The organism is Paracoccus sp. ME4 (assembly GCF_046736325.1).
Taxonomy (GTDB): domain Bacteria; phylum Pseudomonadota; class Alphaproteobacteria; order Rhodobacterales; family Rhodobacteraceae; genus Paracoccus.
This window is the reverse complement of record NZ_CP151277.1, coordinates 61,685-80,640: the sequence shown is the minus strand read 5'-3', so window position 1 is coordinate 80,640 and position 18,956 is coordinate 61,685. Positions and strand designations below refer to the sequence as shown.

Genomic DNA, 18,956 nt, shown 5'->3' with positions numbered 1-18,956 from the left:
TTCCAGGCGAAAGCCGCCCCGATGGGGGCGGCTTTTCTCGTTGGTCCGGCGCGGTGCGCGGGCTGCTCGATGTAAGGCGAGGCGAGCCTCTCCCGTCGGGCCGCCGCTAGGCCGGACCGCCGCTCGGCTCTTCGCTCGCCGGCTCCCTGTCCGGTTCACCGACCACATCCTGGGCGAGGGTGCGCAACATCTTGGCCGCATCGAGTAGCGCATCCTGTGCCGTCTTGACGTTGGTCATGCTCGAGGCCTTGCGGCAGCGGGTGCGCATGTCGTCCAGTTCGGCCGTGGCCACGCGCCGCGCGGTCGCGGCGTCACTCCCGGAGCCGGCGCCTTCGCGCGCGATTTCATGCAGCATGTCCGCGGCGTCGATCAGCGTCAGCTGCACCGTCTTCGAGTTGATGGTGTCGAAGGCCTTGCGGCAGCGGTCCCGCATTGCCAGCAGCTCCGCACGGTCGAAACGATTCATGCTGAAGCCGCCTCGAACATGGGGATGGCGGGGCCGGGCGGCAGGTCCGATGGGCCGATCTCCGCAACAGCCTCTCCCCCATGGGCGATCGCGACCCTGCTCTCGCCCAGAACCCACCAGGTCCCATGACGCGGACCGGCGGCGATGGCCTTGTAGCCATCGTGGAGGAGCGGTTGGCTCTCCTGCGCGATGAGGCGCCAGCCGCGCTCGTCCGGAATGACCAGGGGCGCCCAATGCGTGGGATGGCTCAAGGACTCGGTGTAGTGCTCGACGCCCTGAGGCGAAATCCGCGGGGTCGCGCGCGTGAGCACGACACAAAACGGCCGCTCACCCGTGAGACGCGCCAAAGGACGGTAGACCAGGATCTCGGTGCCGTCGCGCGGGGCGCTGTCGATCGTGTGCATCTTCATGTGATGGGCTCCTCAAAGCTGGTGTCGAGCGCGCCGTCGAGGCGCCCCGGATGGACCGAGGCCAGGCTGGCCGCGACAAGCGCCTTTCCAAGGCCGCCCCTTTTTACGAGGATCGCGGTTCTGGACATGTGCAATCTTCCTGTGCGCAGCGGGAGGATGATGGCACCGGGCCGGTATCTTTGCAATTCAATATTCGCAAATTTCGGGCTGCGGTGCCGTTCCTCCGTTCAACGAATCTGCAGGGCCGGCTCATCCGTTACCGGGATCATCCCCCCCGTCAGGGTCACGGGACGGGGGTGGCCTCGCGCGATCCAGCCATCTCGGGAAGATGTCGGGCGGCCCTGAATTCTGCGATCCGCTCGATCGTCAGGTCAAGGACATCGGATGCCCGGACCCCGCGGAGATCAGGGCTGCCCAGATTGATGACCGGCATTCCGACCGAGTTCGCCATGCGGATCGCCTGGCCGGTGCCACCGTCGATCAGGCCTCCCTCGGTCCAGCAGATCACCGCGTTCGAGGGGTTGGTGAAATCCGCGCCGAAGAGCTGGCAGCCGTTGCGCGACATCAGGTTCAGCATCCAATGCCGCCGGTCGTCCGGATCGTCCGGATCCGGTGTAATGGCGGCCGGCGCCGGGTGAAAGTTGCGCGCGAGGCGCTTGAAGACCGGATCGAGGTTGACGATCCCATGGGCCATGCCTCGCCGCGGCTTTGTCAGGAAGATCTGCTGCAGCCCGGAGCCGGCATCGGTTGCCCCGTCCTGGAAGGCGCTGTCCGCGCCGATCGCCCCGCCCGAGCGGAGCCCCAGTCCGGCATCGGCCGCCAAGGCGCCCACCTCCCGCATCAGGGCAAGCACATCCGCCGGGGTCTTGCGCGCGCCGATGCCGGCATAGAAGACCGGATCCGCGATTGGATCGGTCTCGGCCGACACCAGGCTGAGCTCCGTGCCGCCCTCGAGCGCCTTGTGCATGAGGGTCCTGATCATCTGGACCACGCGAGCGGGGTCGAGCCCGCCATTTCCGCAGCCCGGCAGAGGCATGCAGATCGACCGGCCGGATCGGGCCGGATCCTGGAAGTAGCGGTTCAGATAGACCAGACCGGCCCCGACCCACTCGTATCTGGAATTGTCGCGCCAGTGGTCCTTGGTGGCCAGGTTGATCACCGACTGCCTGTCATTGACCTTCACGGTCTGGAAGACCCCCGGCTCAAGATACCCGCGCGAGCAGGCGGAAAGGTATGGCGGCATGACCTGCGGGAACTCGGTCTTGATGGCCAAGGCCACCCCCTTCCCCATCACGCCCACGCAATTGACCGTATTGACCAGAAAATCCGCATCGGAAACCTGGATTCTCTGTTCGGGAGTGAAGGCAAGCATGATTTTTCCCTCTGTGCGTCATTCTCATTATTGCCCGGTTATGCGAAAATCCATATAAGAGGCGCACGCCCTCGATTTCAGCGGAGAGATCATGAAGACCTTCCTGATCGCCATGTCGGCAGCATTTCGCGGCATCCACCGCGATCTGTTCCGTTTCCGCGGCAGTGAGGCGCGCGGAGACTTCTGGACGAAGTCCCTTCTCAACCTTCTGCTGCTTCTCGTGACGATCGGTCCACTTCTGGTCGTGAACTATCACACGGCGGATCTGCTTCCCCGTCCGATCATGTCCCATCTCGCCGTGCAGCTGGCCGCGCTCGTCATGATCCTCACGGTGCTCATCGGCCTGAACCTGCCGCTCATGGTGCGCCGCCTGCGCGATGTCCGCCTTCCGGCGGGCGCCTACATGACGATCGGCGCCGCCACGCTGGCCTGCTGGATCATTCCAGGACTGGAGGCCTATGGTGGGGTCCCGATGAACATCCTGGTGCTGGTTGGCTGTTTCGCACCCGCCGCCTGGGGTCGGCGCTTCACCGCCACGACCCGAAAGCCGAACGGGTGCCACTGACCATCTTGACGCCAACGCAATGAATGCCTTGCGTTGGCGTCAAGATGCGCCAAGCCCTCCCCCTCGTCCGGCGAACACTCAGGATAATTTCGGCGCCGATGGCCGTTGCCATCTCTACAGGAACGCAAGGAAAACCTTGCGTTCCTGTAGAGATGATGCGCCACATCTTGTGGTGCGCGGGGGGCGCGGGATGTGCGGCCGCAGTGCCGGGTCAGCCCAGGTCAAGGCCGGCCGAGCAGGATGATCCTCGACGATCGTCGGCAGAACCGGAGACGCTACCGCCTGAGCGTGGTGATCCCCGCCCCGATGACGGCACCGGCAATCGCCGGCCAAAGCATCATCTGCGGATCATTGGCCATGGCGTAGGAGAACCTGTTGGCGCTGGCGGCCGCCGCGATCATCATCAGCGCATAGACGGACGCCGCGCCTACGGCGGCGCCGACAGCCATCCGGAAGATCGAGCGCTCCGCACCGTGCTCGGCCTTGGCGCTTCTGTTGGGAGCCCGCTCCCCTTCGGCTTCTGTCGATGTTCTCTCTGCAGCCCTCCACGCATCGGTGATGCGGGCGGCATCGGGCGCACTGCCCTGCGCATTCGTCTGCCTGCCGGAGGTCGCCATGCCTCGAGGCTTGAGTTTCCCGAAGCCGCCTGGTGAACTCTGGTCCAGCCAGTCGTAGATCCTGTCCCCCTCGAAGGTGGTCCACAGCCAGTAGAACAGGGCAAGCAGGATCGGGCTCAGGATCGCGGGAAGCTGGTTGGGAAGCTCGAGAAGGAACGGGTCGTCGCCCGTGACGTAGGTGATCCAGCTGAGGCAGACGAGGACCAGCGCCATGCCGACGATCCTGCCCTTCGTGAGCAGCAAGCCACCCATGCTGAGGAATGCGATGACGAAAAGGGCGCCCACCTTGCCGGCCGTATAGCCCATGATGCCTGCGCTCGTCGCCTCGGCCGGCCATGTCGTCTGGATCACCAGGAGAAGCGCGGTCAGCAATGGATAGGCCATGAAAAACAATGCCACCCAGGAAGCCTTGTCGCGACCGGCCTTCCTCAGGATCGAGAAGACGATGAGGACCAGCGCGAGGCCGGCAGCGAGGACGGTGATCGTGGTTTCTATCTGCTCGGAAAACATTCTGGACCTATGGGTATTGAATTGCACCTTGGACGGCACTGCGCGACGGAATGCGACCAGTTAGGGCCTCAGCCTTTCGTTGCGCAACAACTCTCTCCGGCATCGCATGTGGATTGCCGCCCGGATCGCATTGATCGGATTTGCGAAAAATGCTTTAATCTGTTGGATTCAACATTCGCGAAGCGCACAAGGAAAAACAGGATGATCGGCGGGACTGGGCGGGGCAAGTTCCCCGGGGACATGAAGACCGAAGGCAGGGTCGCCGTGATCGGCGATATCCATGGACGGCTGGATGCGCTCGATGCCGCGCTTGCGGCGATCGACGATCCTGCGCGCACTGAACTGATCCTGCTGGGCGACTATATCGATCGCGGCCCGGACAGCCGCGGCGTTCTCGAACGCCTGAAGGAAGTCGAGGCGTCGGGCGGCTTTCGCAATGTCGTTCTGCTGCCCGGAAATCACGACGGCATGCTGTGGGCCGGCGTCGAGAAAGGCGACAACGGCGCTGCCGAATGCTGGCTGATGAATGGTGGCATCCAGCTGGTCATGTCCGAATATCCGGGATGGGAGATGGAGGCGGCATTCCAGGACATCGCCGGCTCCCTGCCGCTCCAGGTGCAGAAGCGCATCGACGGAGAGCTGCCGGCCTGGCATCGTTCCGGTGATCTGCTCTTCGTCCATGCGGGGATCCGTCCTGATGCGAATACCGAGCACTTCATTTCCCTGCCCTACATCCAGCCCAAGCGAAGCGGTGACGAGGATGAGAGCTGGGCGTGGATCCGGAACCGGTTCCTCAACCACCCCGGACCGCAGATCGGCCCCGATGGCCGGGAGGTCATCGTGGTTCACGGTCACACGCGGATCCTCTGCGCGGATGTCCGGGATCTGATCGCGGCAAGCGCCGCCACCCTGTCCCAGGGGCGTATCTGCCTGGACTGCAGCGGCACGGATGGCGCGCTTCTCCTCGAAGCGGAGGGTTGCGAATTCTCGATCAAGTTCTGCACGCCGGAACCGCAACCGACGGCGGAGCTTTCGGGCGACGGTCCCCGATGACCGGACTCGACTACCGGGTCTCCTCCCTGCGCGACATGGCGGTGGCCGCGGCTGAAAGCGGCGCCACCGCCTGCCTCTCGATCGGCGATCCGGACACGCCGTGCCCGCCGACTCCGCCCGGTGTCATCGCGAGCCGACATCTCGTGCTCGGGTTTGCAGATCTCTGCAAGCCCGGCGGTCGGGGCGGTCCGAGTGAGGGGCATATCCAGGCCATCCTCGAGTTCATGCGGGGGCTCCGCGGCGGCGAGCGCGTGCTCGTTCACTGCCATGCCGGGATCTCCCGGTCCACGGCGGCGGCCTGGATCGGCGATCTCGATACGCGTGCGGCCGCCGGTGCGACCATCGACCTCGAGCTCTTTCGGATCTGTCGCCATGAGCTGGCGGAGCGTCGGCCGGTCGCGGTGCCCAATCCCATCATGATGCAGCTCTACCTGGCGCATCTTCATGGAAACGGGCTGGCGGCCGATGTGGACGATCGCGATCTCACCGGCATGAGGTTCGCAGGCCTCGGCTCACTGGACTTCGACGACGAGTGGACCGCGGTTGCGGGGTGTCCGGGTTCTTCCTAGTCTGGGTCCGGATCCATCACAGGAAGACCCCGACGTGGAAGACGAAAAGGCTGGCGCCGCCCGCATCGAGCAGATCCTGGCCGAGGTGAAGCCTCTTGCAGCCGAATACTACAGGCTCACCGGAAAGCCGCTCGGGGTGACCGGAGAGGTCGCCGAGTATCTTGCGGCCACCATCCTGGACCTCGAACTCGCGCCGGCCAGAACAGCGGGCTATGACGCATTGCGTCGAAATGGCGGTCTGGTCGAGAAGATCCAGATCAAGGGTCGCGCCTATGGCGAGAACGCAAATCCTGGCCAGCGCCTCGGACGCATCAAGCTGGATGCCGACTGCGACGTCGTCATGCTGGTCGTGATGGACAGCGCCACCCTCGAAGCGCGCGAGATCCTCGAGGCAAGCTATGCCGATGTCGTCGAGGTCCTGTCGCGACCAGGATCCCGTGCCCGCGACCGTGGCCAGCTCGGGATCGCGACATTTCGGGCGATATCCAGAACGATCTGGGCTGCAGAGCGGCCCGTCGTCGCAGCACCGACCTGCATCGCCACGGGCGTCGCCCAGGGGCCTTTCTGCCCGGAATGCGGTCACGAGTTCCGCGGCACCTGGGGCGGCATAGATGCGCATTGGAAATCGCGCCACGACCACATCATGCCCTACGAGGAGGCCTGGCCGCTCCTGCGAAGCGGCCGCTATGTCGCGCGCGGCCCCGGATCGGCCTGAGACGGCATCCCGGTCCGGCGCCGCGGCCTGCCCGAAAGTGCTGCGGCGATCAGGTCAGCCCGTTGCGCGACAGGATCCGGACAAGCCGGCCGAGCACCGCGCGGGCGGCGCGGCCATGAAGGCTCTTCGGGCTCGTGAACCTCGCCATCCGCGGCCCCACGATCCAGTAGAGGCGCACGAAGCCGCGACCGGCCGGGTGACGGACGAGATGCCGGTCCCTGAAGCGACGGAGAGCGATCACGTCCGGATGCATCCCGCAGCCGTAGGCGGCCGTGGCGACGAAGCAGGCCCCGCCCTTGCCGCTGGACGGATCCTGATCGCCCTCCTCGTCGACATCGGGTGTCTCGGGCGGCCGCGGCGCCGGACCGGGCTCCGGGTTCCATGCATCCGGCGCATTCGGATCGAAGGGCTGATAGACGGTGGGCTCGAGCTGCAGCTGCTCGATCGCCTGGTCGAGGCTTCCCCATCCGAGGCGCTCGGCGAGCCCGCCATCCCCGACGCGCCCCACCGCACCGTAGACCTCGATGACCTGCTCGTAGCTGAGCCCACTCATGAAATCCGGAAGCGCGACCGGACCCGGCTCATCGCCATCCCCGCCCCAGTCGAGGACATTCTCGTGAAGCGTATCGAGGCGGGCCTCGCCGCCCGCGATGCGCAGGAGCCCCCCGCCGGGCATGTCGACCAGCAGATCCCCTTCCTCCACGCGGCTGGCGGCGCGCAGGGCGGTGGCATCCTGGAAGATCCCGCCCAGTCCGAGGGCATCGCTGTCCGAGAAGTCGCGGATCACCACGTCCTGGCCGGACAGCACGTGGACGATGTCATCCCCCTCGCCGGCGGTGATGTCGGCGTGATCGCCGGCATTCCGGCCGGTCGCGAGGATCACGTCTCCGCCCTTTCCGGCGATGACCCGGTCCTGCCCGCCATCCGCGATGAGCACGTCCCCGTTGTCGCCCGCGATCAGCGTATCGTCACCCTTGCCCCCGCTCAGCACGTTCCGACCGCCGCCCCCGACCAGGATGTCGTTGCCCACGTGACCGCGCAGGATGTCGTTTCCCTCACCTCCATGAATCTCGTCATCGACCGTGCCGGTCCGCTCGTCGGTGACGTTGTGTGCTCCTTCCAGGATGAGATCCCGGCCCGGCTCGGAGATGATGACGACTGCCATCTCCCGGGGCCCGAGACGGATGACGTCCGGGGTCGCCGCGCCGCCCGTGACATTCATGTCGGCGCGGGCATCCGCGATCTTGCCCTCGTCGAGCGGGGTGGAGATGGACTCGTCATACCAGGGCGTGTGAGGGGAGTCGGTGTCGGTCAGGTGATGGACCGTCACGTGCCAGCCCTCCGGCAGATCGTCGAGGCCGACGGTTCCGGCCTGGGCGCCCTGGTTGTGAAGGAAGACGACCCGCTGCCCTTGGTCACGGAAACCGGTCACGCCGAACTGGCCCTTCAGCGTCATGCGCGAGGTGGCCTCGCCATCCTCCATGGTCGATTTGCCCACCAGATGCGCCTGGGCGAGATCGTAGACCTGTCCGAGCGGGGTCGCCTTCACGACGATGTCGCCGCCATCCGACTCGGCGGGCGGAAACTTGGTGTCGTAGAACTTGTTCGAGAGCCATTTGTAGGAGATGCCCCAGTGCTGGAACTCATCGACTCCCATCTCGACATGCGCGGAGAATTCCTCGATCCAGCCGGCCGCCTGGGACAGGCCGGTCGTGTGGTGACCGTTCACGTTGAACTCGCTGATCGAGAGCTTGAGCTCGTCACGGAACCCCTCGATCTCCGTGTAGGTCTTCATCGGGTTCAGGGCCCATTCCCGCTGCCACTCGATATGGTCCTTGTCGAGATTGGGATAGGAGTGCTGGAAGACGGTGTCGATGAGGGGTCTGGCCTCCGCATCGATCATCCCGGCGATCAGCCGTGTCTCCTCGATGCCGGTTCCCCGCCAGGCGGCACCGGCCTGAATGCCGATGCCCGGCATATCCCACTCCGGATGGTCTCGCGACAGCTCCCTGGCCATGTCATGGAGGGCCGGAATTTCGTTGTTCGCGATGATCCCGTAATGCCGGGCCGACTCCAGGGCCGGCTCATCCATCGCCCAGAATTCGTTCCCGATCTCGAAGTCGCGGATCCGAACATCCGGATACTCGCCGAGCGCGGAGCGCAGCTCGGCCACGTAGGCATCGAACGCGTCGTGGTGGAAGGTCTCGCTCGCATTGTCGAAGAACTGGAAGGTCGGAATGACGATCGTGAGCTCGGTGTCATGGTCGCGTGCGAACTGCAGCGCCTCGCGGATGGTCAGGACGTAGTCCTCGCCATCAGGGTCCATCGGATCGCCGAACATGCGCTCGAGGCCGCCGTTCTCCCAGGTCTGGTCCTCCGTGACGCCGCCTCCCGGGTAGCGGAAATGGCTGAAGGAGATCTCCTTGAGGACCTCGGTGAAGGGCGACCTCTCGCTCACGCTGTCGCGGGTGAGGATGATGTTCGATCCGAAGTGATCTTTGGTGATGGTTGCCATGGCCATGCGCGCTGCCGCGCCTCCCGAGTGAAGCTCACGTTTTCACAAAACTATCAGCGAGCTTGCCCCGAGGCCAAAGGCATACCGGCTCCGGACCGGACAGTCCCTGCCGTTTTATGTGGAGAACGGGGCACGGCGAAGCCAGGCGGGGTGGCGTGCCAGGCCTTCTTTACAGAAACGCAATGGTTATCTTGCGTTCACGTAGAGATGCCATCCTTCATATAGTATTTCGCAACAGAATTATCCGCATATCTGGTGTCGGGGTCTTTCTCGCGGCAGCAAGCTCAAAGGATGGGCTCGGGCTCGATCTCGGACTCGGCGCACCAGGGATCCGTCTTTTCGGCATGACGTCGGGCCGCCTCGGCGAGTTCCGGATGCCGCGGCAGCAGAACATCTCGCACCATGGCCTCCGCCTTCTCCTCGAGGGAGGCGAACCAGCTGCGGCATTCATCCGCCCAATCACCGGCCAGTTCGAGATGGCGCGTCATGTAGTCGGCCTCACCGGACCAGGTCTCGAAGCGGGCCGTCTCATGTGTGACGGGCTTCTCGCGTTCGGTGATGAACTCCGCATGGATCTCCGCAGCATCGATGAGCCCGCCCGCATCCCAGAGCCTGCCGGAGGGATCCTTCACCCAGGCATGGGCCATCTGGGCGCCGCGGCGGGTGCTTCGGACCGCTGTGAGGCCGCCCAGCTCCCAGCCGGTGGCCCGATGGAGCGCCAGCGCGGCAACATAGCAGTTTCCGTGGACCCAAAGTTCGACGTCACGATCGATCCTGCGCATGCTGGACTCTCCCTCAGGATGGCAGGATATTCAGGATCAATGAAAATGCGAAACGCAGAGGCCGGATCGCCCGGCCTGAACCGGGCGCGCCGTCTTCCTCAGGCCGCCGCCGCGCGCCCGGCCGCGGCCTGGGCCGCGGACCAGGTCTTGCCGGCCCGCCGGATCTCGATCAGCGTGGTGACCAGATCGGCATGCTGCGCATGCCGGCACTGTGCCTCCGGGTTGCCGCCCGGACGGCGCATGGCGATCGCCAGCCGTTTCTGATCCTCGGCAAAGAAGCGCAGATGGGCCTTCAGAAGGTCGCGGAAGGCCAGATAGGCGGCCTTGTCCTTCAGCCCGAGCACATCCGCGAAGAGGCCGGCGGGATCCGCCTTCTGGCGGCTCGAGACCCTCCAGGCCCCGACCAGGCCGGGCTGGCCGTAGATCCGGCCACTCAGCGCGCTGCAGATCTTGCGAGCCAGCTCGCCGTCGGCATCGGCCGGCAGCGGGTTGAGGACATGGGTCAGTTCGATCTTGTCGGTCATGGCACTCTTTCCTTTCATCAGTGCTTTACGGGATATTCTTCAGGTCTTCGGCATGGGTCAGGCGGCCGCGGCCCGCGTCCGGGCGCGCTCATCGGCACGGCGGATGTCGCTCATGCGCATCCCGGCCCAGGCCTTCATCAGGATGCGTTCGTCATGGGCGCGGGTGTGGAGGTCGCGCAGCGCGTCAAGGGCATTCGCCTCGGTGTTCGCGCTGTCGCCGAGGGCGCGGCGCGCCCGCACGGCATCCTTCAGGCCCGGCATGGCCGCCCTCGTCTCGCGCAGCTCCCGCTTCAGCTCCGCGGCCCGCGCCAGGTAGCTGTCACGGTCCGTCACGCCGATCGCCTCGAAATGTCGGCCGGCGATGTTGAAGGCCTCGCGCACCGAGATCCGAACCTCCACCAGGCGATTGCGGATGATCACCATGGGCGTGGCGCCCTTGCGATCGCGCATCGCCGCGGCCAGAAGCGCGGCTGTCGACGGGCGACGGATGCCGCGGGGATAGTCTTCACGGGTGAAGAGCCTCGCAGGATCGCGCAGCTGGCTCTCGGTGGCCGCCTCGATCTCCTCCGTGGTGATCGGGTCGGACCCGGCCGGGGTGAAGACCTCGGCCTCGGCGCGGGCCAGCTCGCGGCGCAGCTTGTCGATGCGCTCCTCGCGGCTGCGGGACCAGTCCCGCTGCGCGGTCTCTGCGGCCTTACGGTGCATCTCGATGAACAGCACCGCGCGTCGATGCGCGGCGAGATCCAGGTAGTAGGCCGGGATCACGGCCGTGACGGCGCTCCGGCCGTAGCCGCGGCGCTTCCAGTGGTCGAAGGAGATCCGCAGCACGGCATCATCGCCCTTGCCCTCCAGCTTCCAGCTGGTCATGCGGGCATTGTAGCCGCCGATATCCGCCCATTGACGGAAGAGGGCCCGCACCTTCTCCTGGCGATGGCGTTCCGCCTCTTTCAGGATCCGCTCGATGCGGGAGAAGGTGCCGGTCAGATGGATGCCGGTGCTGGATTCGATCAGGTCTTTGAGTTCTTTTTTCATCTTCGGTCTCTTGTTTCCCGGAGGCCGTCCCGGCCAGATTCACGGATCTTTTGGTTCCTGGGCCTGTCGGCCTTTCATTCAGGGATTCTGCGGAGAGGTGAGTTCTGCCAGGCGTTGCTGCAGCCTCTCGATTTCCAGCTCCCGCCAGCGTTCGCGGGCGCGAGCATCGGTGCGGGCCTTTTCCTCGAGCTGCGCCATGATCATGGTGCGCCGGCGCGCAGGGTCCGCGAAGAGCATCTCGGCCGGAAAGCGGTGATCGGTGGTGTCGTGGCAACCGCGACAGCTGATGTCCTGGGTGATGTGCAGGACATCCCCGCGGAGCTCCCAGCCCTCGACGCCATAGGCTGCGAATGTGCCGGTCAGCCGGCTCCACTCTCCGAAGAACTCGGCGACCCGTTGGTCTGCCCAGTCCCGGCCGGTAATGGCCAGCTGCAGGTTCTCCGGGGTGAGCGGGCGCTGGCCGCTTCCAGAACAGGTCGCGCAGCCCTCCCAGTTTCCGTCGGCGTCTTCCGATGTCCCGTTGCAGGTCGGGCAGGTGGCGAAGTCGTCATGCATGGTCCCTGCTCCTCAGTTCGCGGCCAGGGCCTGGTTCAGACGGCCGACCACATCGGCGTGGATCCGGCTGGCCGCCTCGGCCTTCCAGGCGCCTTCCAGGCCGGCCAGCTGCTTGGAGAAGGTGGCCTCCATTTCAGCCAGGCGACGCTCGAAGCGGGCCTGCAGGCGCTCCTCGATCGAGGCGCGGAGCTGGGGCAGCTGCTCGTCGATGATCTTCGTGGCCAGATCGAGCGCATGGCTCTGCAGATGCTCCACGAGTTTCGGGCCGAATGCGCCGCGGGCGGAGTTCTTTCCCTGACGGATCGCGGCGTCGATCTCGGTCGTGGTGATCTGGCGGATCACCTCGGCAACCGCCGCATCGTCGGCCAGCTGCTGACGCGTCTCGCTGGTCATTTCCCGGTAGAGACCGGCAGCTGCATCGCTGATCATTCCCATGATGTCGCGGCCCGCGTCCTTGGGCAGCGACTTGCGGACCAGGTTGGCCACGACCGCGCGCTGCAGGTCGATCAGGGTCTCGGGATCGTCACCGATCAGGCGTTCGACTGCCTTGGTATCGAGCTTGAGCGAAATGGACATGGGTGGTTCTCCTGGATTCAATGAGAGATGGGGGAAGCATTGGCGCGTGCCCCGCCGACCCAGAGCCGGAGGCGGCGCAGGGTTCTGGGAGCCAGATCGCGGGGAATGGGCCCGATGCCGACGGCGGTCAGGATGCGGGAGCCGTCGAAATGCGGCGGCTCGACATGACCCTGGTCATGGATGCGGGTATGGGGGATGGCGAGATCCGTGCAGGCCTCGCAGAGCCGATCGAGATCGGCTTCGGATCCGCCGTCGAGGCAGATCTTGGTGCCCGGGAACAGTCCGGCATAGGCCTCGGCGGCCATGCGGTGCTCAGGGTTGCTGGAAGAGAGGGCGTGAAGGAGCGCATCGACATAGGCGTGGCCCGACTGGGCGTTGGCCTTGCCTTCCGACATGATGAGATCGCCGCGCAGGACCGCATAGAGCCGGAGCTCGTCCGCATGCGGGTGGGCGATCGGATCACTCGGGATCTACTGCATGCGCGTCATCTTCATCTCCTTGCCCCTCAGGGCGATGTATCTGGAGGGTCGCACGGGGATCGAACCCGCCTTGTCCGAGATTAGGGGCCCGGGAGTTCACCCTGAACAGCGACCCGATGAGGAGAGATTAGAACGCCTGAGTGGGATGTGCAATAATAAATTCGCATATCTTGCAAAAATGTCTTGTGGCGCGCTCGGCCGTCGAGGCGGGCCTCGTCCCCCTGGGCACCTCGGATAGCCGTGGCTGATACCGTGATGATGGAGCCAGCTTTGCATTTTCCCATTTCATGAAGTCCTCGTAATGTTTCATCCGAAGCACGATCACGAGGAGCCTGTCCATGTCCGAAACCTATGTGCTGCGCCGGCATGGTTCTGATGCGCCGCTGCGCATCCGCGCGAAGCCGGGCCAGTCCGCACGCGAGGTCTACGAGGCCGCGGTCTCGGCACGGGAACTGGACCCCGCGACGATCAGCTCATTCTATCGGGCCGGTCGGATGATCCCGCTGCAGGGCGAGTTCGGCGGTGCGGCCCGTGATGGACATCACATTCCTGGCGAGGAGCTGGTCTTCGAGATGCGCGGCCTGCCCGCCCTGGGAGACGATGCGGCCATGGTCCACCAGGGCTGGTTCAACGACGGTCGCGGCGCGATCATCGATCCGCAGGCGCTGAGGCTCTCGGACCGGGCGGCTGCCGCTTTTCAGGAACTGGAGGAGGCGGGCCTCGCGGTGATCGAGACTCTGACGGATGGCCGCTACCGGCATCAGCTCACCTACGAGGGCCTGTCCAGACCCGAGGTCCGGCTGCCCGCGGCGAAATACGGCATTCCCTTCCGGATTGCCGAGCGGCTGGAGCAGGCATCGGAGATCGCCTTGGAGGTTGCGGGACCCGACGGCCCATGATCGACCGTCGCGCGGACCGGCTGGTCGCGGAGCTGCACCCGGATGCGATCCCGTATCAAGGCGGTCTCCGCGCACGCTTCGGAGAGAACGGGATCGGACGGATCGACTTCCGCATCGTGGCGGAGGACCGGATCTGGGTATCGCGTCTCGTGATCGAGGATCCGGCGGGGCGCGGCCGGGGACATGGCGGTCGCGAGATGGAGCGGCTCACGACGTCGGCCGACCAGCACGGGGTGGGGCTTTCCCTCGAAGCCTTCTGGCGACCCGACATCGACGATGGCGGATGGCTGGCGCGCTTCTATCGCCGGTTCGGCTTTGAGCCGCTCGGCGGCCCGGACGACCAGGACATGCAGGAGTTCATCCGCGCGCCCTGCCCGGCCGACCCCTTCCCGTCCTCCGCGGGATGGCTGGAGGACACAGTCGTTCCGTCCATCCGGGCATGAAAAAACCGGCCCTGAGGGCCGGTTCGTAGGGATGGTGTCGTGGATCGGCGTCAGTTTCCGACGAACTCGTCCGCGATGAAACCGGCATTCACGCCGAAGCCGGAGGTCATGTCGCCGCCCTTGATCGTTCCGAAGACGGTCCGCGCATCGTCCGAGAAGACCGTGGTCATGTCGGCGGTATTGCCGGTCCTCACGACGCCCGCATCACGCATCTCGATGACCTTGGCGTCGTTCCAGACCACCGTGTTGCCGTTGACCACCCCGCCGCTGGCCGCCAGGCCGATGCCCATGACGTCATTCTTGCCGGTCGTCCGGGTGCCCCACATGTCCGCGCCCATGTTTGCCTTGCCGGTGGCGACGTCGACATTGATGGCCGCGACGCTGGCGCCGCTCACGATCTGCACCTCCTGGCCCCCCGCGACCTTGTAGGAGCCGGAGATGTTGCCGGTGTAGTAGGCGCTGCCGACCGAGCCGTTCGGGTCCGCACCGACCACCTCGTAGCGGGTGCCGTTCCCGGTCGCGGTCAGCAGCCCGGTATCGCCGTTGCGCGCATAGGTGACGTCACGGTCGACACCGCCCTGGGTGTAGCTGCGGGTCTTGGCGGAGACGCCGTCGATGTCCGAGTAGGCCGAGGTCGAGCGGCCGCCGGCCGCGAAGGCGACGAGATCCGCGGTGCTGTTCGAGGCGGGGCGTTCCACGACCGGACGGGTCGGAGGCGTGGTCGTCCCGCCATTGGAGCCACCGCCGCCGCCGCATGCGGCCAGACCGAGGATTGCGACGAGGGCGAGGGTGGACTTGAACATGATCATCTCCGGCGTTGACTGTTATCTCTTGCGAATAAGTATATTCTATTCACATATGGATGCAACACAAATCGGTCGCGAAATCCATTAAAATGCGAATAACTTCCAGCGCATCGTCCGGGCGCTCTTTGGGGTGCGTGATGCACCAGGTGTCTCGGAATGACCGACGCTTCCCGATCAGCCATCCCTGGGCGGGCGCGAGATGGCATCGCGGATGTCTGCCAGGTCGAGGAAGTGATCAGCCTGTCGCCTGAGGTCGTCCGAGACCATCGGGGTATCAGAGCGCATCGTCGAGCAGACCGTGACCCGCACGGCGGCGCGCTGCAGGGCCTCCACGAGCGGCCTGTAGTCGCCGTCCCCGGTGAAGATGATCGCGTGCTGCAGGCAGGGGGCAAGCTGCATGGCATCCGTCGCAAGCTCGATGCCGATCGAACCCTTCAGCTTCCGCCGCCCCTGCGCATCCGTGTATTCACGAACGGTCTTCGCCGTGACGCTGTAGCCGTTGTAGTCGAGCCAGTCGGTAAGCGGGCGCAGCGGGGTGTATTCGTCCGCCTCGTTGATGCAGGTGTAGTAGTTCAGCCGGATCAGGCGGCCGCGGGTCGCGAATTCGTCGCGCAGCTTGCGGTAGTCGATCTCGAAGCCGAGCGCGCGTGCGGCGCTGTGCAGGCTTGCACCGTCGATGAACAGCGCCAGGCCTTCATTCTTGTAGAACATCGTGCTTCCTCAATCCGTCTTTCAAATCACAGCAGGGCGGCATCGCCTTCCGTTCATCTATGTGGACATCGGGGCAAACTCAAACATCGATCATGGATTTCGCATGCAGCCTCGGATAGTTTTGCGAAAAATAGCGATTGGATGCCTCATGATGAAGACCAGGAGCCTCACCGTGGGCCCGGTTACCCTGCTCAGGGGTGACGCGATGCGCCTCTTGCCGGCGCTGCAGGAGAAGGCGGACCTGCTGCTGACGGATCCGCCCTACAAGCTCACCTCGGGCGGGCGGAACTCTCAGGTCATGGGCGGGATCTTCTCCAGCGCCGAATACGACAATTCCGGCATCCTCATGCCGGTCGTGCCCTGGAAGGAGATGGCACCCGCCCTGTTCGAGGCCTGCGGACGGGATGCGGACGGTTACGTGATGTCGAACGACAAGAACGTGTTCGACGCCAACAACGCCTTCCTGGCCGCGGGCTGGAAGTTCCATAATCTCCTGGTCTGGGACAAGATCACCCCGACCCGAAACCGATGGTATATGAAGGAGCTGGAGTTCACGCTCTATCTGTGGAAGGGGCGCGCCAAGACGATCCGCCGTCCCGGCTCCAAGCAGCGCTTCGAATGCCATCGCCCCGAGGACCGGTTCCATCGGACCCAGAAGCCGGTCGATCTCATGGAGCACTATATCCTGAATTCGACCGACCCGGGCCAGTTGGTGCTGGATCCCTTCGCCGGCTCGGCCGCAACGCTGGTCGCCGCGATGCGCACCGGACGCCGGGCGATCGGCTGCGAGCTCAATCCGAAATGGTTCGACATGGCGGCCGCGAGACTCGAGGCGGAGTGGGCCGTCCTGTCTCGGGGTGTGCGAAAAACGACACACATGATGGCTTCATGAAACTGGTCTCATTGCACGCGCAGCCCGATGACATGGAGCGAATGAGCGCCGGTGGCGGCCTGCTGATCGTCGCCCCCTCGGCCCGGCCCAGCGTGGTGGGACAGTTGGTCAACCATGCGGAGTTCGGTGATCTCGGTCCGATCTGGATCTGCGTGAATGGCGCCGACGCGCCCGAATACCTGGAAAGCCCGGACTGGCCGCGCGAGCCAGTGACGGAGCTGGTCGACCGCGTCGTGCTGCGCATGCCTGAGAGGATCTCGCTCCACCTGTCCCTGGAACGGCCGGCGGAGGCATTGCGTCTGGCGCCGGACCGGGGGGCGGGCGCGATCCTGCTGGACTGCGTTCCGATCGCCGACGGCCTCGAGGCCGTGATCCGCGACACGGTCCTGGCCGGATGCCTGGTCGTCCTCGTCACCCCGGATCCGCTTGAGCTGTCCATGCTGGCCGGCGACGAGCACCGGGTATGCGATCCGGAGGGGCGCTTCATCTCGCCTGCGGAGATCCTCGGGCGCCGCGGTGCGTCCGGGATCGGCGTTCGGCGATCGGGGTCCTGATCATGCCGGCCGTTTCCCTCACCGACGCCCAGGTCCGGGCTGTCCTTGAAGTCCGCCGGCACCTGGCCGCGCTCCTCGGCGTGCCCGGAGAACGGATCGCTCCCACGACCCGACTGCGCGCGGACCTCGACATGACCCAGTTCGAGATCCGCGAGCTGCGCCTGGAGATCCTGGAGAGCACATCCATCTGGCTGCCCCTTGATCCGATGAAGGACCACATGATGCTGGAGATCGGCCTTCTGCTTGCGAAGGCTCGTGCATGACCCGCCTGCTGTCTCTCTACTTCCTACTGGTCTTCTGCGTCTTTTTCCTGGAATCCCTTCTTCGGGGATGGGCCGGCCCGATCCCCCTCCCGGTCGCCCTGCCGGGATGGGTCTCCCCGGCCCTGGCGCTGGCCTTGCCGCTGCCGGTCATCCTGCGCGCTGCCTTCCGGCGCTACAAGGCCAGGCCGAAATCGAGGACGGTCAGGATCCGGAACGACCGGATCCCCGAGGACGGCCTCGAATTCGAGCAATGGGTTGCCAGCCGGCTTCGGAGCTACGGCTGGAAGGCGGATGTGACCCGCGGCAGCGGCGACCAGGGTATCGATGTCATCGGCCGGGTGGCCGGAAGGACCGTCGGGATCCAGTGCAAGCGCTACAAGGCCGCGGTGGGCAACAAGGCGGTCCAGGAGGCTTATGCGGGCATGGCCTATCACCGGACCCAGCGCGCGGCGGTCGTGACCACCAGCCGCTTCACGAAGAGCGCTGAGGAGCTCGCGGCCCGGACCGGGGTCATCCTGGTCCACGCCTCGGACCTGAAAGGGCTTGGCAGACGCATCTGAGCGGCCCGTGGATCACGGATCAGCCGGCGTCGCCCCACCATCCGGCCTGAATTCCCGCACCACACAGCCCGCCGCATTGCGCGTCCATTGATCGATCGGACGCTGCGGCGGCAGCTCGAACTCCGCACAGATCCGGTAGCTTGCAGGACCGGTCACCTCGTAGCGATAAGCCTGCCCGGTATAGGGATCCGCGACCCGCTGGTCCCATGGGCATTGCTCAAGCGGGGCCGGCGCCGCCGGAAGCGCGCCTTCCGCACGTGCGAGGCAATCGATCCACAAGGCCATGGCGGAGATATCCTGCTCCCGCTGCGCGTCCCGCGCCTGCTTGCGGGCGTGTCCAGGGCCGCCGGCCAGCAAGAGCCCCGCGGCGATGGCGGCGGCGGACAAGGCGCCGATGGCGAGTGCCGGCCAGCCCCTAGTCATGCAGTTCGTCCCGGTAATAGGCGAGGACCAGGCCGGAGACGGCCGCAACCAGCAGGGCCTTGCACGCGAAGCGCATTGTCAGGTCTCCGTTCAGGAAAGCATGGATGACATGGACCGCCCCGCCCAGGAGCAGCAACGCGGTGATCAGGAGCGTGACGGTTGCGAACCACCTGCGGACCAGCGATCGCCGGCGCGCCGCATTTCCACGGCCCATCGCGCCGACATGCCGGTTGATCAGCAGGAAGACCGGCGTGAAGGCGATGAGCGAGGCGATCGACCATCGAGCGGCGCTGCCGGCGCTCCGCGGATATTCTCCCGGATCCGGTATCGCCTGGTCGATGAGGGCCATCCCGAGCTGACAGAGGTGCCAGGCGATGGCGCCAAGCGCGATGAAGAGGATGCCGTGGAGCACCGCCTCCCTTGCGGAGGCGTAGGGTCGCGGCCGCGGCACCGGCGGCCGGCCCGGCTCCCAGAGCGACATCGCCTCGCAGATTTCGGGATCCGACCAGCCCGTATCGGCCAGCCGCTGCCGGATCGTGTTCGCGTCGTCGCCATTCGCATAGCACATGCGGACGAACTCGGATAATTGGTCTGCCTGCTTCACGATCCGCTCCCTTTGGCGAGAAGGTGTGGCAATGCGGCGCGGGATGCAAGGTTGCGCCGCC

At 65.6% G+C, this 18,956-nt stretch carries 27 protein-coding genes and 1 tRNA gene; 11 read left to right on the top strand and 17 right to left on the bottom strand.

Translation table 11 applies throughout. From position 1 onward, the window contains the following. Nucleotides 1-106 precede the first annotated feature (106 nt). The 4 genes from AACG61_RS15945 to AACG61_RS15930 form a co-directional block, all read right to left on the bottom strand. Entirely contained in the window at nt 107-466 is a 360-nt protein-coding gene (locus tag AACG61_RS15945) for a hypothetical protein (RefSeq protein WP_411839946.1), read from the bottom strand. After that, a complete protein-coding gene (locus AACG61_RS15940) occupies nt 463-876 on the bottom strand; it encodes a hypothetical protein (protein ID WP_411839945.1) in 414 nt (137 codons plus the stop codon). The genes AACG61_RS15945 and AACG61_RS15940 overlap by 4 nt, the downstream gene beginning before the upstream one ends. Next, a complete protein-coding gene (locus AACG61_RS15935) occupies nt 873-1,004 on the bottom strand; it encodes a hypothetical protein (protein WP_411839944.1) in 132 nt (43 codons plus the stop codon). The genes AACG61_RS15940 and AACG61_RS15935 overlap by 4 nt, the downstream gene beginning before the upstream one ends. 155 nt (nt 1,005-1,159) lie before the next feature. Continuing rightward, a complete protein-coding gene (locus AACG61_RS15930) occupies nt 1,160-2,248 on the bottom strand; it encodes a macro domain-containing protein (protein ID WP_411839943.1) in 1,089 nt (362 codons plus the stop codon). A 91-nt stretch (nt 2,249-2,339) separates the two neighbouring features. Between AACG61_RS15930 and AACG61_RS15925 the strand changes: the two genes are divergently transcribed. Further along, a complete protein-coding gene (locus AACG61_RS15925) occupies nt 2,340-2,813 on the top strand; it encodes a DUF805 domain-containing protein (RefSeq protein ID WP_411839942.1) in 474 nt (157 codons plus the stop codon). 275 nt (nt 2,814-3,088) lie between these two features. Here AACG61_RS15925 and AACG61_RS15920 read toward each other — a convergent pair whose 3' ends face one another. Then, nucleotides 3,089-3,940, bottom strand: a complete 852-nt coding sequence (locus AACG61_RS15920; protein WP_411839941.1) for a hypothetical protein — start codon at nt 3,938-3,940, stop codon at nt 3,089-3,091. 201 nt (nt 3,941-4,141) lie between these two features. On the opposite strand from AACG61_RS15920, the gene AACG61_RS15915 reads away from it, so the two are divergent. From AACG61_RS15915 to AACG61_RS15905, 3 genes are read left to right on the top strand one after another with little or no spacing between them, the layout of a single operon-like run. After that, complete coding sequence (locus AACG61_RS15915) at nt 4,142-4,993, top strand: metallophosphoesterase (protein ID WP_411839940.1); 852 nt, start codon at nt 4,142-4,144, stop codon at nt 4,991-4,993. Continuing rightward, nucleotides 4,990-5,562 carry a hypothetical protein gene (locus AACG61_RS15910; RefSeq protein ID WP_411839939.1) on the top strand — a complete coding sequence of 191 codons (573 nt, stop codon included), beginning with the start codon at nt 4,990-4,992 and terminating at the stop codon, nt 5,560-5,562. Before AACG61_RS15915 ends, AACG61_RS15910 begins: the two co-directional genes overlap by 4 nt. A gap of 34 nt (nt 5,563-5,596) precedes the next feature. Beyond that, nucleotides 5,597-6,277 (top strand): DUF6998 domain-containing protein, encoded by a 681-nt coding sequence (locus AACG61_RS15905; RefSeq protein WP_411839938.1) that lies wholly within the window; start codon nt 5,597-5,599, stop codon nt 6,275-6,277. Nucleotides 6,278-6,326: 49 nt separating this feature from the next. Here the strand turns inward: AACG61_RS15905 and AACG61_RS15900 are convergent, their stop codons facing one another. Then, nucleotides 6,327-7,442: a calcium-binding protein gene (locus tag AACG61_RS15900; RefSeq protein WP_411840135.1), complete on the bottom strand. Its 1,116-nt coding sequence runs from the start codon at nt 7,440-7,442 to the stop codon at nt 6,327-6,329. Nucleotides 7,443-7,765: 323 nt separating this feature from the next. Here AACG61_RS15900 and AACG61_RS15895 point away from each other — a divergent pair, with 323 nt between their 5' ends. Further along, nucleotides 7,766-8,011: a B-box zinc finger protein gene (locus AACG61_RS15895; RefSeq protein ID WP_411840134.1), complete on the top strand. Its 246-nt coding sequence runs from the start codon at nt 7,766-7,768 to the stop codon at nt 8,009-8,011. Nucleotides 8,012-9,076: 1,065 nt separating this feature from the next. On the opposite strand, the gene AACG61_RS15890 is transcribed toward AACG61_RS15895, so the two are convergent. The 7 genes from AACG61_RS15890 to AACG61_RS15860 all read right to left on the bottom strand — a co-directional run bounded on the left by AACG61_RS15890 (nt 9,077) and on the right by AACG61_RS15860 (nt 12,855). Continuing rightward, the gene (locus AACG61_RS15890; protein ID WP_411839937.1) at nt 9,077-9,574 is read right to left on the bottom strand and encodes a hypothetical protein; all 498 of its coding nucleotides are present in this window, start codon (nt 9,572-9,574) and stop codon (nt 9,077-9,079) included. 98 nt (nt 9,575-9,672) lie between these two features. Next, nucleotides 9,673-10,098, bottom strand: coding sequence for a hypothetical protein (locus tag AACG61_RS15885; protein ID WP_411839936.1), 426 nt, complete (start codon nt 10,096-10,098; stop codon nt 9,673-9,675). 57 nt (nt 10,099-10,155) lie between these two features. Further along, entirely contained in the window at nt 10,156-11,130 is a 975-nt protein-coding gene (locus tag AACG61_RS15880; RefSeq protein WP_411839935.1) for a hypothetical protein, read from the bottom strand. 78 nt (nt 11,131-11,208) lie between these two features. Then, on the bottom strand, nt 11,209-11,685 hold the full coding sequence (locus tag AACG61_RS15875; RefSeq protein ID WP_411839934.1) for a hypothetical protein: 477 nt from the start codon (nt 11,683-11,685) through the stop codon (nt 11,209-11,211). 12 nt (nt 11,686-11,697) lie between these two features. After that, complete coding sequence (locus AACG61_RS15870; RefSeq protein WP_411839933.1) at nt 11,698-12,261, bottom strand: hypothetical protein; 564 nt, start codon at nt 12,259-12,261, stop codon at nt 11,698-11,700. A gap of 17 nt (nt 12,262-12,278) precedes the next feature. Next, on the bottom strand, nt 12,279-12,716 hold the full coding sequence (locus tag AACG61_RS15865; protein WP_411840133.1) for an aminoacyl-tRNA hydrolase: 438 nt from the start codon (nt 12,714-12,716) through the stop codon (nt 12,279-12,281). A 65-nt stretch (nt 12,717-12,781) separates the two neighbouring features. Further along, nucleotides 12,782-12,855 (bottom strand) — tRNA-Arg (locus tag AACG61_RS15860). A gap of 223 nt (nt 12,856-13,078) precedes the next feature. Between AACG61_RS15860 and AACG61_RS15855 the strand changes: the two genes are divergently transcribed. Continuing rightward, nucleotides 13,079-13,639, top strand: coding sequence for a hypothetical protein (locus AACG61_RS15855; RefSeq protein WP_411839932.1), 561 nt, complete (start codon nt 13,079-13,081; stop codon nt 13,637-13,639). After that, on the top strand, nt 13,636-14,082 hold the full coding sequence (locus tag AACG61_RS15850) for a hypothetical protein (protein ID WP_411839931.1): 447 nt from the start codon (nt 13,636-13,638) through the stop codon (nt 14,080-14,082). Before AACG61_RS15855 ends, AACG61_RS15850 begins: the two co-directional genes overlap by 4 nt. Before the next feature lie 50 nt (nt 14,083-14,132). On the opposite strand, the gene AACG61_RS15845 is transcribed toward AACG61_RS15850, so the two are convergent. Continuing rightward, nucleotides 14,133-14,885, bottom strand: coding sequence for a hypothetical protein (locus AACG61_RS15845; RefSeq protein ID WP_411839930.1), 753 nt, complete (start codon nt 14,883-14,885; stop codon nt 14,133-14,135). A gap of 177 nt (nt 14,886-15,062) precedes the next feature. Then, entirely contained in the window at nt 15,063-15,599 is a 537-nt protein-coding gene (locus AACG61_RS15840) for an NYN domain-containing protein (protein ID WP_411839929.1), read from the bottom strand. A 148-nt stretch (nt 15,600-15,747) separates the two neighbouring features. On the opposite strand from AACG61_RS15840, the gene AACG61_RS15835 reads away from it, so the two are divergent. Genes AACG61_RS15835 through AACG61_RS15820 form a run of 4 tightly spaced genes read left to right on the top strand, consistent with a single transcriptional unit; the run spans nt 15,748 to nt 17,868 of the window. Beyond that, complete coding sequence (locus AACG61_RS15835) at nt 15,748-16,491, top strand: DNA-methyltransferase (protein WP_411839928.1); 744 nt, start codon at nt 15,748-15,750, stop codon at nt 16,489-16,491. Next, on the top strand, nt 16,488-17,045 hold the full coding sequence (locus AACG61_RS15830; protein ID WP_411839927.1) for a hypothetical protein: 558 nt from the start codon (nt 16,488-16,490) through the stop codon (nt 17,043-17,045). Before AACG61_RS15835 ends, AACG61_RS15830 begins: the two co-directional genes overlap by 4 nt. A 2-nt stretch (nt 17,046-17,047) precedes the next feature. After that, nucleotides 17,048-17,308, top strand: coding sequence for a hypothetical protein (locus tag AACG61_RS15825; protein ID WP_411839926.1), 261 nt, complete (start codon nt 17,048-17,050; stop codon nt 17,306-17,308). Then, entirely contained in the window at nt 17,305-17,868 is a 564-nt protein-coding gene (locus tag AACG61_RS15820) for a restriction endonuclease (protein ID WP_411839925.1), read from the top strand. Before AACG61_RS15825 ends, AACG61_RS15820 begins: the two co-directional genes overlap by 4 nt. A 12-nt stretch (nt 17,869-17,880) precedes the next feature. Here AACG61_RS15820 and AACG61_RS15815 read toward each other — a convergent pair whose 3' ends face one another. Then, nucleotides 17,881-18,291 carry a hypothetical protein gene (locus AACG61_RS15815; protein ID WP_411839924.1) on the bottom strand — a complete coding sequence of 137 codons (411 nt, stop codon included), beginning with the start codon at nt 18,289-18,291 and terminating at the stop codon, nt 17,881-17,883. Continuing rightward, complete coding sequence (locus AACG61_RS15810; RefSeq protein WP_411839923.1) at nt 18,284-18,895, bottom strand: DUF5671 domain-containing protein; 612 nt, start codon at nt 18,893-18,895, stop codon at nt 18,284-18,286. The genes AACG61_RS15815 and AACG61_RS15810 overlap by 8 nt, the downstream gene beginning before the upstream one ends. Nucleotides 18,896-18,956: the final 61 nt, after the last annotated feature.

What these genes read in the sequence shown, in the direction of transcription:
- AACG61_RS15945 (WP_411839946.1), bottom strand. Translation starts at nt 466, where the DNA reads ATGAATCGTTTCGACCGTGCGGAGCTGCTGGCAATGCGGGACCGCTGC.
- AACG61_RS15940 (WP_411839945.1), bottom strand. Translation starts at nt 876, where the DNA reads ATGAAGATGCACACGATCGACAGCGCCCCGCGCGACGGCACCGAGATC.
- AACG61_RS15935 (WP_411839944.1), bottom strand. Translation starts at nt 1,004, where the DNA reads ATGTCCAGAACCGCGATCCTCGTAAAAAGGGGCGGCCTTGGAAAGGCG.
- AACG61_RS15930 (WP_411839943.1), bottom strand. Translation starts at nt 2,248, where the DNA reads ATGCTTGCCTTCACTCCCGAACAGAGAATCCAGGTTTCCGATGCGGAT.
- AACG61_RS15925 (WP_411839942.1), top strand. Translation starts at nt 2,340, where the DNA reads ATGAAGACCTTCCTGATCGCCATGTCGGCAGCATTTCGCGGCATCCAC.
- AACG61_RS15920 (WP_411839941.1), bottom strand. Translation starts at nt 3,940, where the DNA reads ATGTTTTCCGAGCAGATAGAAACCACGATCACCGTCCTCGCTGCCGGC.
- AACG61_RS15915 (WP_411839940.1), top strand. Translation starts at nt 4,142, where the DNA reads ATGATCGGCGGGACTGGGCGGGGCAAGTTCCCCGGGGACATGAAGACC.
- AACG61_RS15910 (WP_411839939.1), top strand. Translation starts at nt 4,990, where the DNA reads ATGACCGGACTCGACTACCGGGTCTCCTCCCTGCGCGACATGGCGGTG.
- AACG61_RS15900 (WP_411840135.1), bottom strand. Translation starts at nt 7,442, where the DNA reads ATGGCAGTCGTCATCATCTCCGAGCCGGGCCGGGATCTCATCCTGGAA.
- AACG61_RS15890 (WP_411839937.1), bottom strand. Translation starts at nt 9,574, where the DNA reads ATGCGCAGGATCGATCGTGACGTCGAACTTTGGGTCCACGGAAACTGC.
- AACG61_RS15885 (WP_411839936.1), bottom strand. Translation starts at nt 10,098, where the DNA reads ATGACCGACAAGATCGAACTGACCCATGTCCTCAACCCGCTGCCGGCC.
- AACG61_RS15880 (WP_411839935.1), bottom strand. Translation starts at nt 11,130, where the DNA reads ATGAAAAAAGAACTCAAAGACCTGATCGAATCCAGCACCGGCATCCAT.
- AACG61_RS15875 (WP_411839934.1), bottom strand. Translation starts at nt 11,685, where the DNA reads ATGCATGACGACTTCGCCACCTGCCCGACCTGCAACGGGACATCGGAA.
- AACG61_RS15870 (WP_411839933.1), bottom strand. Translation starts at nt 12,261, where the DNA reads ATGTCCATTTCGCTCAAGCTCGATACCAAGGCAGTCGAACGCCTGATC.
- AACG61_RS15855 (WP_411839932.1), top strand. Translation starts at nt 13,079, where the DNA reads ATGTCCGAAACCTATGTGCTGCGCCGGCATGGTTCTGATGCGCCGCTG.
- AACG61_RS15850 (WP_411839931.1), top strand. Translation starts at nt 13,636, where the DNA reads ATGATCGACCGTCGCGCGGACCGGCTGGTCGCGGAGCTGCACCCGGAT.
- AACG61_RS15845 (WP_411839930.1), bottom strand. Translation starts at nt 14,885, where the DNA reads ATGTTCAAGTCCACCCTCGCCCTCGTCGCAATCCTCGGTCTGGCCGCA.
- AACG61_RS15840 (WP_411839929.1), bottom strand. Translation starts at nt 15,599, where the DNA reads ATGTTCTACAAGAATGAAGGCCTGGCGCTGTTCATCGACGGTGCAAGC.
- AACG61_RS15835 (WP_411839928.1), top strand. Translation starts at nt 15,748, where the DNA reads ATGATGAAGACCAGGAGCCTCACCGTGGGCCCGGTTACCCTGCTCAGG.
- AACG61_RS15830 (WP_411839927.1), top strand. Translation starts at nt 16,488, where the DNA reads ATGAAACTGGTCTCATTGCACGCGCAGCCCGATGACATGGAGCGAATG.
- AACG61_RS15825 (WP_411839926.1), top strand. Translation starts at nt 17,048, where the DNA reads ATGCCGGCCGTTTCCCTCACCGACGCCCAGGTCCGGGCTGTCCTTGAA.
- AACG61_RS15820 (WP_411839925.1), top strand. Translation starts at nt 17,305, where the DNA reads ATGACCCGCCTGCTGTCTCTCTACTTCCTACTGGTCTTCTGCGTCTTT.
- AACG61_RS15815 (WP_411839924.1), bottom strand. Translation starts at nt 18,291, where the DNA reads ATGACTAGGGGCTGGCCGGCACTCGCCATCGGCGCCTTGTCCGCCGCC.